This is a genomic window from Corynebacterium tuscaniense DNF00037 (genome assembly GCF_000759055.1).
Lineage (GTDB): Bacteria > Actinomycetota > Actinomycetes > Mycobacteriales > Mycobacteriaceae > Corynebacterium > Corynebacterium tuscaniense.
Window position 1 is genome coordinate 13,652 of record NZ_JRNG01000009.1, and the last position, 13,431, is coordinate 27,082.

Below are 13,431 nucleotides of genomic sequence, written 5' to 3' on the forward strand. Positions count from 1 at the left end.
CTTCTAGCGGTTAAAAAGGTTCCGGACGGTCAGGGCGAAGTTGTCCCACGTGTCGGCGAGGTTGTCAACGAACGTGCCGTTACCCATGAAACCGACAATGAGGACCACTGTTGCGATTGCCACGAACAGGCCAAGAATTGCCCAGGCCCATGCCGCACCAGAACCAGAGCTGGTCTTGTACAGGTTCTCAACCACCGTGGATTCCACAATGCGATTCCCCGCTTTGAGGCGAGTGAGCATTGCGGCTGGGGAGGCTGCTAAGTCGTTGGCGAAGATACGGTCCAGATCGACGAGGTCACCGACGGTGACAATTGTTTCAGCGTCGTGGAAGACAGCCAGCAAAATAGCCAAGTCCATAGCCGAATCAGCGGCTGCGGGGAATGTCACCGCGCCAACGCCAAGATCCTGGATGCGCTCAAGCCCAGCGGCGTGCCCGTCCGGGTCTGCCGGTAGGATCACACGTGCGTCGCCACGCAGCGCATCCGTGGAGATATCGGCCGGATCGCCGACGATGAACTCGCAGGCGTAACCCAAATCCAGCAACGTGTCAGCAGCACTACCAACACCGATGATTACGGGACGGTACTCGCGGATGAAGTTTCGTAGATTCCTCACTCGCTCACGCGCATCGGGGGTGGGAGCAACAATGAGGACTTTCTGGCCATCCATGACATCGCCGAGCTCGGGGACTCCGACGCCGTCGACAAGCAGCGGCGATTCGGAATGAATGAACTCGATGCTGTTGCCAAAGTAAGCTTCCATATTGTCAACGAGGGTGCGCTGAGCGGTATCAAAAACTTTGTTCGCGTTGTCGCGACTCAGATACGTCGCCTGCGCGATCACCTTCTTACCCACGATGACATCACCGTTAGGGGCAAGCGTTGCTTTTTTGCCATCACGGAAGTACTCGCGCGTAGCAGCGCCAGCCTCCTCATACAGCGGGATGTTGGCGTCCAGCAAGAGTTGTGGCCCATAGTTAGGAATGTTGCCGGTAGAGAACTTTCCAATGTTCACAACAGCTGCCGGACGCTTCCGAAGCAGCGCCTGCGCCTCACGACGAGTCAAGTCCGGCGCATCCACCACGGCAATATCGCCCGCGTTGAACTTGCGCAGGCCCTTTCCCTGCGGTGTGCAATCGCGCAGGTGTGCATGGATTGAGACATTGGGAAAGCCAACCTTCTGAGGGGTAGGTTCTTTCGTCGCGGAGGCGTTGGAAGTAGAGCTCATAACACGCGATCTTGCTGCATCAACCAGCTTTATTGGTGGAGGCGCGCTGTAAGAACTGCCCTCTTTTTAGAATGAAGCGATCTCAGTCTGGGCTCGCTTCATAAGCTCGGTAGCGTGTGCACGACCCGTCTCAGAATCATCCATGCCGGCGAGCATCCGAGCGAGCTCATCGATCCGGGCATCACCTTCAAGGACGTCTACGCCCGAAGTCACGGATTCATCCCCCACGTTCTTGGACACATGCAGGTGGGTTGTGGCATATGCGGCAACCTGTGGCAGGTGTGTGACCACAATGACCTGGTTGTTTTGCGCTAAGCGGGCTAGGCGTCGCCCAATCTCGACAGCAGCACGGCCACCGACACCGGCATCTACCTCATCAAAAACCAACGTTGCACCACCCTGTTTGCTGGACAGAATGACCTCCAAGGCAAGCATGACGCGAGAAAGCTCACCACCAGATGCACTGGATGCCAAGGGTTGTGGCTCAAGCGCATCATTCGGTGCCAATCGCAACTCAACGCTGTCCGCACCGTTACGGTCGAATTCTTGCTTATCGACGGCCACGGTTATCCGCGCTTTCGGCATCGCCAGCCCACGCAGCTCCTCGGTCACCGCCTTTTCCAACGCTTTCGCTGCGGAGGTACGCGCTTTAGTGAGGGCTTTCGCTGCAGTAGTCGTTTCTTTTTCGCTGGCTGCAACGCGCTTCTTCAACTCCTCGATCGCCTCCGCAGAGGTATCAATCGAGGTTAAGCGTTTTGCTGCCTTCGCACGCCAAGCGAGCACACCTACGATATCGGGGGCGTATTTACGTGTGAGGGTTTTAAGCTCCTGCTGGCGCTGAAGTAACCGTTCCAACTCATCCGGATCACTCGGCAGATCAGACAAGAACGTACCGAGTTCACCGGAGACATCCGTAAGCACCGCCGCGACATCCGCCAACTGGCTCCCCAGTTCACGCAGATGACCATCGCTTGCTTGCTGCAAAGATGATGCAGCTTGGCCAATAAGCGTGGAAGCAGGATCGGTGCTTTCAGCACCAGTCCCATAGTCGCCAGCAGCCTCCGCCCCATCGATGGCCACGAGTGCACCAAGCGCAGATGCGCGCAACGCATCCACGTCCTGCAAGCGGTTGATCGTTGCTACCAGATCGGTGTCTTCCCCCTCTTGGGGATCAATGCCATCAATTTCTTCGACGGCGAATTGGAGCCGATCAACTTCTTGGGCCAACTCACGGCGCTTCTCTGTTCTTTCTCGCAGATCCTTCGACGTCGCGCGCCACTGCGTGTAAGCCTTACGGTAGCGCTCCTTCAACGGAGCAATCGCCGGGTCAAACGCATCCAATGCAGCGAGTTGTTCTGCTGGCGCAAGCAGGCGGAGCTGATCATTCTGACCGTGAATAGTCAACAAGTGCGAGGTGAACTCTGCCAGAGTTGCCGCCGGGACTGTTCGGCCACCAAGGTGCGCACGGGAACGGCCAGAAGCTTTCACCGAGCGGGCTATAAGGTATTCACCGTTCTCATCCGGTTGCGCCCCGGCCTCGTCGGTGATGGCGGTGATGGCGGCCAGAGCATCGTCGATAAGCATGTTCGTGCTGAAGGCACCTTCAACAGTGGCTTGCGCAGCCCCAGTGCGCACCTTCGACGCATCCGCGCGGCCTCCGGTGAGCAAACGTAAACCGGTAACAACCATTGTTTTACCCGCACCAGTCTCACCGGTGAGGACATTGAGACCCGGTGAGAATTCGACGGATGAATGCGGGATAACGCCAAGGTTATCGATAGTGATTTCGGTGAGCATAGACCTACCGTTGCGTCACGTTATCGGCGTAAGAGAAATCATCCTTGACCACAGGACCGCGCCAGCCATTGACCGGCAGGTGCAACTTGCTCACCAAACGGTCCGTGAATGGTCTATCGTCCAGGCGCACGAGACGCACCGGGCGCTCGCCACGAACAACTTCAAGGCGCGAACCAGGTGGCATTTCCAGGTGGCGGAAACCATCCAGCACGACATCGGCTGGCGTGGTAGTGATCAGGGACTCAACCGCGACCTTGGAACTAGGCGACACCACGAGGGGCTTAGTAAACAGCGCGTGCGCGTTATTCGGCACGACCAGAATTGCATCCAACTCTGGCCACAAAATAGGGCCTCCGGCGGAGAACGCGTAGGCCGTAGAACCCGTCGGGGTGGAAATCAGCACACCATCGCAACCAAAGGAGCTCACCGGGCGAAGATCAACTTCAAGGATCGCATCCAGGACACCACGACGATCCAAGTTCTCCAAGCTAGCCTCGTTCAGAGCCCAACCAGTGCCCACTAAATCATTGTTATGGTCATGAACAGTGACATCAATGGTCATGCGGCTATTTAGCGAGTACTCGCGGTCGATGACGCGACGGATAGCGGTTTCCAGGCTATCTTCTTCCCACTCTGCCAAGAAGCCAATGTGGCCCAAGTTGATGCCCAAGACAGGCACATCCTGGGCGCGGGCAAAACCAGCAGCTCGCAGGAACGTTCCATCACCGCCAAGGACGAGGACAAGCTCACACCCTTCCGCAGCATGATCATCCGGTTCAACTCGGCATAGCTCATCCAAAGCCGGGTAGTTACCGGCGTAAGGCAATTCCTCATCACCCAACAAACGGACAGTGAAGCCGGCCTCAAGCAGCAGCTCAGTTGCTCGGGCAGCAGAAGCAATGTTGCCTTCACGGCGAGTATGGGGCACCAAAAGAACAGCACGGTCACTGCTTGTAGCCATTAGTTTTTCGGTCCTTCCTCTACTGCCCGCTGAATCATAGCGGCCAACTCGCCATCGCTCGGGGCGCTGTGGCCATCATCCTTAACCAGCCATAGGAAGTATTCTACGTTCCCACTCGGCCCAGGAAGCGGAGAAGCCACTGCAGCGCGACAACTTAGGCCTAAAGTATGAGCGAATTGCGCGACCCCCAAGGTCACCTCTGCTCTCAGTTCCGGGGAGCGCACAACTCCCCCGCTGCCCAGGCGCTCCTTTCCCACCTCAAACTGTGGCTTCACCATAGGAAGCAGGTCAGCACCGTCTTCTAGGCAGTTCGCGATAGCCGGAAGGACCAACTCCAGGGATATGAATGAGAGGTCACCCACCATCACCTGCGCGGGCCCGCCCATCATGTCTGGGGTGAGGTGCCTGATATTGGTGCGGTCTAACACTGTCACGCGTTCATCGTTTTGCAGACGCCACACTAACTGGCCATACCCCACATCCACAGCAATGACTTCTTTTGCACCATGGTCCAGGAGCACATCGGTAAACCCGCCGGTGGAGGCACCAGCGTCAAGGGCTCGTTTACCAGCAACACTGAGGCCAAGAGGTTCGAAGGCATCTAGTGCCCCAAGTAACTTGTGGGCTCCGCGTGAAGCCCAATCATCTCCGTCAGCCTCCGCAACCTTGATGGACACATCCGGTTCCACAACGGTGGCCGGCTTCTGAGCCACAAAACCGCCAACCTCAACTCGGCCAGCTTTAATCCACTCCACAGCCTGATCGCGTGAACGTGCGATCTTTCTGCGCACGAGTTCCGCGTCCAAACGTCTCCGCCCTGGCGTCATGCCTGTCCCCTTCAAGCCCGGTCCTGGAGTGCTTCTGCAAGCACCTCATACGCCGCCTCATACTCAACCAACTCGGCAGCCAGATCATCCATCGGACGGGAGAGCACCGCCTCAAAACGCGTGGACAACTCATCCGGTGTTATCTCAGGCTTACGGGGATCGCGCGGTTTCGGAACCGGGGTGTTATGAGGTTGCATGAGGATTACCACCACGCCTTTATCGCCGTACCTGCCACAGGGGAAGCTGACCTCACATCGATGATTGTGGGCGCGCCCTCAAGAGACCAAGCCACACTCAGAACAGTGCGTAGCGCTTGGAGCCATGTAGCGTCCGCATTGCCACCATCGAGAACGATAACAACGCCATCGGCAGTCTGCTGCTCAACCTCTGCGGTGAAACCACCCTGAGCAGCCGGAGCCAAAGAGCTAAAGCCTCCTGCACAGCTGTTCAACACACGCAGATCCTCAGCGATAAATGTTGGGCGTTGTTCCATCGGTGCAGAAATGAGCGCCCGCGGACCGGACACGCCGGTAAGCACGTGCAAGGTATCCATCCCCGCTGCCACACCACCGGCGATGTCCGTATCCAAGCGGTCCCCCACCACTAATGGCTTGTGCACGCCAAGCTTTTCCTGCGCCAGATCGAACATGGCGCGCCCTGGTTTGCCGGCAGCTTCAGGCACAACACCGGTGGCATTAGTCACCGCGGCGACCATGGAACCATTGCCCACCATGAATCCACGCTCCGCAGGCAAAGTCGAGTCCAAGTTACTGGCCAGGTACACCGCGCCCTTGCGGATAGCCAAGGCCGCTTCGGAGAGCTGCCGCCACCCGGTGTCCGGATTGTGCCCATGCAAAACCACCGCCGGATTGTCGTCAGCGGAGTCCACAACGACAAACCCTGCGTCGCGCACCAACTCCTTGAAAGAATCTGCCCCAACCACGAGAACATTCGCGCCGGGCTGCGCGTGACGCTGTGCAAGCACCACGGCAGCTTGCGCTGAGGTCAATACATCAGCCGGGGTGGCCTCAAGACCAATGGCTTGGAGCTTGCCAGCTACCTCATCCGGGCCTTTGGACGCATTATTCGTCACGTAGGCCACGGCGCACTGCGACGCCGCACACGCATTGATGTTCTCAACCGCGTGCGGGATAGCGCTACCACCAGCCCATACGGTGCCATCAAGATCGAGCAACAGCGCATCATATGGCGCAATCACGCTCATCGCAGCCCCCTAGCTCAGTTCCTTGAGACGCTGGCTGGCGTCAGTCCACGAGTCCTCGTCCACCGCGGCGACGTGTTCAAACCAGTGGCGCGCCTCGTCCGTACGACCAATTTGCTGCAACGCATCCGCGTAAGCGTAGGCAAGACGGGTCTGCGCGAAACCTTGGGCACTTAACGACGGGTTCATCTGCTGCAACGTTGCCAACGCAGATTCGTGCTGACCCAGGTCGTGGCGTGCACCAGCAACCACAATGGCCAGTTCAATCCGGGAATCGGGATCCAGCTGTTTCGCTTCCGGGCTACGCCCGATCTCAATTGCTTTCTCCGGCCGACCGAGTCCACGTTCCGCATCCGCCATAACAGCCAAGAGGCCTGGGCCACCGCTCATGCGGCGTGCGGCTCGCAGCTCCGACAAAGCCTCTTTCCATTCACCAGCGTGGTACGCAGCAATACCTGCTGCTTCGCGGACCACACCAACACGTCCGGCGCGGTTTTTCGCTGCACGCGCGTGCCTCAGAGCCAACTGCGGATCATCGGCCATCCAGGATGCCGCCATGATCATGTGCTTGGCCACCTTGTCTGCGTTGTCCTTAGCCAATACGCGCAGGTCCTGCAGCACCGAAGGGTCAAGGTCGGACGCATCAATATCGTCCGGCAATGCCGGCTCATTTTCTTTCTGTGCCATACGGTCCTCACGGAAACCCTGGCGATAAGGGTTGGAGCGATCATGGCGCACTTTGCCGTTGCTGCCGTCGCGTCCGGCGCCACCACGGTTCGCGTGCGTACGACGTGGGCGGCCTTCACGGCCCACGCGCCCGTGTGTCTGGTTGTTGTCCTCGCTCATTGCGTCACCTACCCATTCACCTTCACGCCGGAGAAATTCTTCTTACCGCGGCGCAGCACAATCCAGGAACCGTGGAGCAAGTCCGCGGCTGTCGGCTCCCAGTCCTCTGAATCAATACGCTGATTGTTCGCGTATGCGCCACCTTCCTTGATGGTGCGGCGTGCAGCGCCCTTGGACTCGGCCAAACCAGTTCCCACGAGCATATCGACGATTCCGCGTGGTTCGCCCGCACCAATCTCAAACACATCGGTCTCAGACACTGCACCAGCCAGGGTTGCCTCATCGAGGTCCGTCAGCTCGGCACGGCCGAAGAGAGCTTGGGATGCCAGTTCAACGTTCTTTGTAGCCTCCGGCCCGTGGACCAGATCCGTCATTTCCTGCGCAAGCCTCTTCTGCGCGACGCGTTTAAATGGGCGCTCCTTGACCTCAACCTCGAGTTCATCCAGCTCCTCCTTGGTCAAGAAGGTGAACCAACGCAGGTAACGGATCACATCAGCGTCAGCGGTATTAATGAAGTACTGGTACCAGCGGTACGGGCTGGTCATCTCCGGGTCGAGCCACAGCGAGCCACCACCAGTGGACTTCCCGAACTTCTTGCCCTCAGAGTCCGTCACTAGCGGCACAGTCAGAGCGTGCACGGACGCACTGTCAATGCGCCGGTTCAGGTCCACACCAGCAACAAGATTGCCCCACTGATCAGAGCCACCAACTTGCAACACACAGTCGTAGCGGCGACGCAGCTGCACGTAGTCGTTTGCCTGCAGCAGCATGTAGGAGAACTCGGTGTAGGAGATGCCGTCATTTTCCAGACGACGCTTCACCGTGTCACGAGACAACATGGTGGACAGGGAGAAGTGTTTACCCACATCACGCAAGAAGGTGATCACGGACATTTCATTGATCCAGTCAGCGTTGTTCGCCATAATCGCGGCGTTCTCACCTTCAAAGGAGACGAAGCGCTCGAGCTGACCAGCGATACGCTTCGCCCAATCACCGACAGTGTCGGCCGAGTTCATGGAGCGCTCCCCCACATCACGTGGATCCCCTATCATGCCTGTAGCACCACCAGCGAGCACGATCGGACGATGACCAGCCTCCTGGAAACGACGCAGCATGAGCAACGGGACGAGGTGGCCGGCGTGCAAGGACGGTCCCGTCGGGTCAAATCCTGCGTACAGGGTGATCGGCGCTGCCGTGACTTCCCGCAGGGCATCCAAGTCAGTGGACTGATTGATCAGTCCGCGCCACTCTAGTTCATCAATAATGTTTGCACTGTCAGCCATAGAACAGTTCTTTCAAGCCTCGTTGAGTTTTAAATGGAATTACTTTAGCAAGGTTAAATAGCCAGAATTCGGGTGCTACTCGGCGGGATACGGCACAGCTTCGTCGATAAGCAAAACTGGAATGCCTTCATCGATACGATAGGCAATGCCAAGACGACGATTGACCAGCAACTGCTCGTCCTTGAGATACTCCAAGGGCCCCTTGTCCTTCGGACATGCAAGGATGTCAAGAAGCAGTGGGTCAAGCGTTGGAGTGTTGGACGTCATGGTGCCTCATCGTACCTTGTCTAATTCTTATCCAACCCAGGCAGGTCGCCGAAGGCTTCCCGCAACATTCGGGCCTGAGAATCCAAAGCACGCAGGTTCTGGTCCAAGATGCCCCGCTTCACTTTCGCGGCAGCGGTGGTCAACGTGGCTAGTGAGCCAGTGACCACATCGGCGGCTTCTGGGCTTCGGTACTGCGGCGCATCCAGATAAGTCGTGATCACCTCAGGGAGGTAGATATTCACAATGCTCCAAATGGTCTGCTGGTGCTGCGGGGCCGATTCCAGGTCATCCCACTCCTCAAAGACAAATCTCAGCGTGTTCTCTAACTTCATCGCCTGTACAGCAACAGGTACCGGAGGATCTACGTTATAGAGAGAACTAAGGTTTTCCGTGAGCTTTTGTTCCAACTGCTCCCCCGATGGAAGAGGTGGTGAAGCGACGGACGGAAGAGTTTTCTGCGATGGCGCAGGTGTCAGCATCACGCCAGCGCCCCAAGCAGCGGCCGCAACAATCGGCCATAGGAAGCCAAGGCCAATAATCACGTGCGCGCCGATAACCGCAATGGCAAGGCCCATTCCCACCAAGTTCTTGTTGGAGGTGAAGAAGCTATCGCCGCGTGCGGGTGTGGCGGAGTGTTTACTGGTACCCACGAATCTCCTTGAACGCGTCAGCGAGGTCACCGTTAATCGCATCAAACACAGCGCCGCCGGTCATGTCCGCCAGTTCTTTCATTTCTTCCACGTTGGCTTCACCGTACTGGATGACAAACACAGGGACGACCCCCTTATCCGCGGTCACCCTCGCGTAATCGTCCTTGAACTGAGCCATGCCACGCCCGGCCGTCACTTCCCCGTCCGTCAACAACACGATCGACGTGATGCCCGCATTAGGGTCCGCCGTCTCCGTCACATCCAGAATCGTGTCGTAGATGTTCGTTCCGCCAAAAGCGACGAGGCTATTGATATAGTCCAGGAACTGCTGCTGCACTGCCGGATCAGTCGTGCTGTACGTGCCGGTAAATGACTCTCCCGGTTCTGCGGAGAATTTCTGGAAGGTCACCGTCTCCCCATCGCGCAACGACACGTTTCCAATGGTCGTTGCTGCAGTGCCATCCACCAGAGACGTCATGATTTGTTTGAGCGAATCAAGGCGCTCACCCTCCATCGAACCGGAGATATCCAACACGAATGTGGTGTTGCCCTTTGTGCGGAACTCATTGTTGTAGCGCTGGACGAGGTGCTGCACCGTTCCGTAGTTGCTTGGAAATGGCAGTTCAATAACGGTTTGGCTCTGCAGCTCAGCCGGAATATTCTCCACATCGTGTACGGGGCGACGGTAAGAGTCCGCGATAGATTGCTGGTGGTCAAGCAGCCAGTCCGCGAGTGCCTTAACCTTCTCCGCACCATCGTCACTAACTGGATTAGCTAGCGTGGACAACGGATAATCTGCGGAAATCACCCCATCAGCAGGAACAATGACATCAATATCAGCTCCTTCGGCGCGCATCTGATGCAATGTGGACTCATAGTTGATAATCGCATCTGCCTCTGTCGGATCCTCCAGAAAAGAATCAGCGAGCCACCCAGATGATCCAGAAACCAGAGACTGAGCCTGGAAAAGTTCGTGGAGGCTTGGTCCCACATTCTCAATATCCTGGTCCGTCAGCGCGGAACCAGTGTCAGCCATTGCAGTGGCTACGGAGACGAGCGCGGAGAAGCCTGAGTTAGACGCTGACGGGTCCGTCATACCGAATGTGAACTTACCTTCGCGGCCAGCAGCTGCGAATTCACTCCACGTGGGCTGCTTTTGATCCCAGCCAAGCTCGCGGACCTTTGCCTTTTGCACACCGAAGGCGACAGGGCTCGTGGCTATCTTCGTCTCATTCGCAAGCGCACCACGCGCACCAATGAGGTCAACGTAGCGGTTGGTGGCCATCCACGTGGCATCTACTGAGCCATCAAATTTCCCGTCCCTTAGGTCTTGGGAGTTCTGAAGCGTGCCTTTATGGAATTCCAAATTAATGGGAAATCCAAGTTCTTCGGCGGCCTGCTGGACTAGGGGTTCCAAGTCCTCCAACTCAGTTGCAGCGACAATGCTCAATGGAGTATCTGAGTTGGACCCCAACGATTGGCTTGCTTCTTCTGTCAACTCGCACGCGGTGAGCGTCAAACTCATGAGCGAAGCGACAAGCAGTGCTACTAATTTTTTCATTTCTCCTGCTCCTCCTACTGCCGCGGCGGGATGGAGCCAAAGCGTTTACCCGTCCCTTCAATGAGTGCTTCCAACCGGTCATAGTTCGGTGGGTCAACCGACGACACATAACTCGATGGTGGCGGGAAGCCCTTTTCTCCCAGAATTTCCGTGAGGTAATCGTGGCTAGCTGGCCGGAAGCCATGTTGAGCAGCCAGCCGTTGCAAAGTCTCATCAGTAGACAAGAGACGACCGAGCTCCTTGCCTTCTGGGCTAATTCCTACGATGCCATGGTTAGCCAGCACCGTCGGGTCTAGCTGGACAAGCACCATATCGTCTTTGATGCGGGAGTTCGGCTTCATTTGCTCCCCAAGGAACTGGGCCTCGTAGACAAGCACCATCGGCGAGGACCCCATACCTTGGCTTAAGTAGTCATTGAAGGGCCCTGCGGAAGAAGATTGGGTATAGCCTTGATCGGTAAAAAACGGAGCGACCTGCTGCGTGAGCCAGTCAACATCGTTTGCCTTGTCCGGTTCACGTTCACCGAACTGCCACGCCAAGATAGACAAGAACATCGCCGCGGAATTTGAGGAGCGTATGTCCGTCGTGGAAATCTGGACATTGCGCGGTGAAGGGAAACTATCGCCGAAGTCGCGCCAACGTTTCCCCTCCTGGGTGATCTCGATGAACCTGTTCATATCCAGGACGTAGGTGTCCCCTTCTTTTCGCACCACTTCAGCCCCAACAAGCAAGTCCACGATTGGCTGGAAAGTGGCCACCGCCATGGGGGAAAAGAAGGGGTAATCGGCGGAATAGCCTAAGCCTTGATCCGTAATCTTCTGGGTCGCGGGGCTCGAGGACGGAAAAACAAAGTCCTCTGTTTTGAGGTCTACTTCAGTTGCGATGCGTCGCGAGCCAGCAGTGTTAACCGTGACTGTGTAGCCAAGCTCCCGGAGACGCTCCACCACGGCCGGATCCTCAAAGTACTCCCGCTTTTCAGAACCCACGACACCGTGTACCGCTTGTGTGCCCTTGGCTGGGCCAGCGCTCCCATTTCCGCCAGGACCGAAACGATCGGTGGCGCCGGTAAATCCGGGAATGATGCCGCGGCCCATGAGCACGGCGATAACCGCAACAATCACGAGCAAACTACCGAGGCCGATGGACCATCTCTGACGACTCTTTCCGGATGAACTACTTCTTGGGCTAGCAGCACGGTGTGCCCCAAAGCTGGAGGGACTGTTTCTTCCGAGGTCGGCGTAAGGCTTTTGTGTGGACATGTTCTCAGTTTAAGGTGCGCTTGTTAACTTTGCAGGCTGAGGGGGTGCGTCGTGCTAATTAAGCCCCCGTGGGACGGAATCGGGCCCATGCGCGGGCCTGTGCATTCGCCTCATCAACACGCTGGCGCTGCTCCGCAACGCGAACGCCAGCTGTGCCGCCACGGGTAGAACGGGAGGCCACGGCACCATCAATAGTGAGCACCTTACGGACGTCAGGGGTGAGTCGCTTATCGACGCTAACGAGCTCCTCATCCGTCAAATCCACAAGATCAACTCCTCGAGACTCCGCAATGCGAACGCAGGCACCAGACGCCTCGTGTGCTTCACGGAACGGAACGCCTTGGCGCACCATCCACTCCGCCAGATCTGTAGCAAGGGTGAAGCCCGCCGGAGCGAGCTCCCTCATGCGATCCTCATGGAAAACGAGGGTGGACACCAAACCAGTCATGGCTGGTAGGAGGATCCGAAGCTGATTGACTGAGTCAATGATCGGCTCTTTGTCCTCCTGCAGGTCACGGTTGTAGGCCAGCGGCATGGCCTTGAACGTAGCCAGAAGACCTGTCAGGTTACCAATGAGGCGGCCGGACTTACCGCGAGCAAGCTCTGCAACGTCCGGGTTTTTCTTCTGCGGCATGATCGAAGATCCCGTTGACCACGCGTCATCAAGCGTGATGTAGCCGAATTCTGGCGTTGACCACGCGATAATCTCCTCAGCAAGGCGAGAAATATCCACCCCAATCTGAGCAAGGACGAATGCTGCCTCCGACACAAAATCGCGGGAGGAGGTGCCATCCAGGGAGTTATCCGCAGCGGAGTCGAAACCGAGCTCCTCGGCAATCGCTTCGGGGTCGAGCTTCAGCGAAGATCCGGCGAGCGCACCAGAACCGTACGGCGAGACTGCCAGCCGCTTGTCTAGATCGCGGACGCGTTCAAGATCACGAAGTAAAGGCTGTGCGTGGGCCAGCAGTGAGTGGGCTAGCAGGATGGGCTGGGCTGCCTGAAAGTGGGTCTTGCCCGGCATAATGGCATCCGGGTGAGCTGCCGCCTGTTTACTCAGGGCATCCACGAGGTCTGTGACATCGAGGGAGATAGCGCGCACGGCGTCGCGCAGCCACATTCGGAACATGGCTGCAACCTGGTCATTGCGGGAACGTCCAGCGCGCAGACGGCCACCGAGTTCGGGGCCAACCCGATCAATGAGGCCACGCTCCATCGCTCCGTGCACATCTTCATCGGAGGGTTCTGGGCCGAAAGAGCCATCAGCTACATCACGGCCAAGCTGATCCAGGCCAGCGAGCATCGCTTCTAAGTCCGAATCGGTCAAAAGGCCCGCGCGGTTGAGCACCTTGGCGTGAGCCTTGGACGCCAATACGTCATATGGAGCGAGGATCCAGTCGAAATGGGTAGACACTGACAGTGCGAACATTGCCTCCGATGGGCCACCGGAAAATCGGCCACCCCACAGCGCACCTTCATTCGTACAGTGCTGTTCCATTCCTATCGTCCTTCCCTCGCGTCCTTGAGCGTGTTT

Annotated in this window: 12 protein-coding genes and 1 pseudogene; all 13 read right to left on the reverse strand. The window is 57.4% G+C overall.

Going from position 1 to position 13,431, the window contains the following annotated elements; all coding sequences use genetic code 11:
• Positions 1-3: 3 nt before the first annotated feature.
• Entirely contained in the window at positions 4-1,227 is a 1,224-nt protein-coding gene (gene steA / locus HMPREF2129_RS02825) for a putative cytokinetic ring protein SteA (protein WP_034662889.1), read from the reverse strand.
• A 66-nt stretch (positions 1,228-1,293) separates the two neighbouring features.
• A complete protein-coding gene (gene recN, locus HMPREF2129_RS02830; protein WP_034662892.1) occupies positions 1,294-3,024 on the reverse strand; it encodes a DNA repair protein RecN in 1,731 nt (576 codons plus the stop codon).
• Between the two features lie 4 nt (positions 3,025-3,028).
• Positions 3,029-3,985: an NAD kinase gene (locus tag HMPREF2129_RS02835; protein ID WP_034662893.1), complete on the reverse strand. Its 957-nt coding sequence runs from the start codon at positions 3,983-3,985 to the stop codon at positions 3,029-3,031.
• Complete coding sequence (locus HMPREF2129_RS02840) at positions 3,985-4,812, reverse strand: TlyA family RNA methyltransferase (RefSeq protein ID WP_034662896.1); 828 nt, start codon at positions 4,810-4,812, stop codon at positions 3,985-3,987. Before HMPREF2129_RS02840 ends, HMPREF2129_RS02835 begins: the two co-directional genes overlap by 1 nt.
• 11 nt (positions 4,813-4,823) lie before the next feature.
• Positions 4,824-5,009: a hypothetical protein gene (locus tag HMPREF2129_RS02845; RefSeq protein WP_146014928.1), complete on the reverse strand. Its 186-nt coding sequence runs from the start codon at positions 5,007-5,009 to the stop codon at positions 4,824-4,826.
• Positions 5,010-5,014: 5 nt separating this feature from the next.
• Positions 5,015-6,037, reverse strand: a complete 1,023-nt coding sequence (locus HMPREF2129_RS02850; RefSeq protein WP_034662900.1) for an HAD-IIA family hydrolase — start codon at positions 6,035-6,037, stop codon at positions 5,015-5,017.
• A 9-nt stretch (positions 6,038-6,046) separates the two neighbouring features.
• A pseudogene (locus HMPREF2129_RS02855) lies at positions 6,047-6,910 on the reverse strand (tetratricopeptide repeat protein); the annotation flags it as partial.
• The gene (gene tyrS, locus HMPREF2129_RS02860; RefSeq protein WP_034662903.1) at positions 6,889-8,163 is read right to left on the reverse strand and encodes a tyrosine--tRNA ligase; all 1,275 of its coding nucleotides are present in this window, start codon (positions 8,161-8,163) and stop codon (positions 6,889-6,891) included. The pseudogene HMPREF2129_RS02855 and the gene tyrS, both read right to left, overlap by 22 nt.
• A gap of 75 nt (positions 8,164-8,238) precedes the next feature.
• Positions 8,239-8,430: a Trm112 family protein gene (locus HMPREF2129_RS02865; RefSeq protein WP_034662905.1), complete on the reverse strand. Its 192-nt coding sequence runs from the start codon at positions 8,428-8,430 to the stop codon at positions 8,239-8,241.
• A gap of 20 nt (positions 8,431-8,450) precedes the next feature.
• Positions 8,451-9,080, reverse strand: coding sequence for a hypothetical protein (locus HMPREF2129_RS02870; RefSeq protein ID WP_052092584.1), 630 nt, complete (start codon positions 9,078-9,080; stop codon positions 8,451-8,453).
• Positions 9,067-10,641, reverse strand: a complete 1,575-nt coding sequence (locus HMPREF2129_RS02875) for a VWA domain-containing protein (RefSeq protein ID WP_034662907.1) — start codon at positions 10,639-10,641, stop codon at positions 9,067-9,069. The genes HMPREF2129_RS02870 and HMPREF2129_RS02875 overlap by 14 nt, the downstream gene beginning before the upstream one ends.
• Positions 10,642-10,655: 14 nt before the next feature.
• Positions 10,656-11,762, reverse strand: a complete 1,107-nt coding sequence (locus HMPREF2129_RS02880) for a hypothetical protein (RefSeq protein WP_232218077.1) — start codon at positions 11,760-11,762, stop codon at positions 10,656-10,658.
• 196 nt (positions 11,763-11,958) lie between these two features.
• Positions 11,959-13,395: an argininosuccinate lyase gene (gene argH, locus HMPREF2129_RS02885; RefSeq protein WP_034662909.1), complete on the reverse strand. Its 1,437-nt coding sequence runs from the start codon at positions 13,393-13,395 to the stop codon at positions 11,959-11,961.
• Positions 13,396-13,431: the final 36 nt, after the last annotated feature.

What these genes read in the sequence shown, in the direction of transcription:
- steA (WP_034662889.1), bottom strand. Translation starts at nt 1,227, where the DNA reads ATGAGCTCTACTTCCAACGCCTCCGCGACGAAAGAACCTACCCCTCAG.
- recN (WP_034662892.1), bottom strand. Translation starts at nt 3,024, where the DNA reads ATGCTCACCGAAATCACTATCGATAACCTTGGCGTTATCCCGCATTCA.
- HMPREF2129_RS02835 (WP_034662893.1), bottom strand. Translation starts at nt 3,985, where the DNA reads ATGGCTACAAGCAGTGACCGTGCTGTTCTTTTGGTGCCCCATACTCGC.
- HMPREF2129_RS02840 (WP_034662896.1), bottom strand. Translation starts at nt 4,812, where the DNA reads ATGACGCCAGGGCGGAGACGTTTGGACGCGGAACTCGTGCGCAGAAAG.
- HMPREF2129_RS02845 (WP_146014928.1), bottom strand. Translation starts at nt 5,009, where the DNA reads ATGCAACCTCATAACACCCCGGTTCCGAAACCGCGCGATCCCCGTAAG.
- HMPREF2129_RS02850 (WP_034662900.1), bottom strand. Translation starts at nt 6,037, where the DNA reads ATGAGCGTGATTGCGCCATATGATGCGCTGTTGCTCGATCTTGATGGC.
- tyrS (WP_034662903.1), bottom strand. Translation starts at nt 8,163, where the DNA reads ATGGCTGACAGTGCAAACATTATTGATGAACTAGAGTGGCGCGGACTG.
- HMPREF2129_RS02865 (WP_034662905.1), bottom strand. Translation starts at nt 8,430, where the DNA reads ATGACGTCCAACACTCCAACGCTTGACCCACTGCTTCTTGACATCCTT.
- HMPREF2129_RS02875 (WP_034662907.1), bottom strand. Translation starts at nt 10,641, where the DNA reads ATGAAAAAATTAGTAGCACTGCTTGTCGCTTCGCTCATGAGTTTGACG.
- argH (WP_034662909.1), bottom strand. Translation starts at nt 13,395, where the DNA reads ATGGAACAGCACTGTACGAATGAAGGTGCGCTGTGGGGTGGCCGATTT.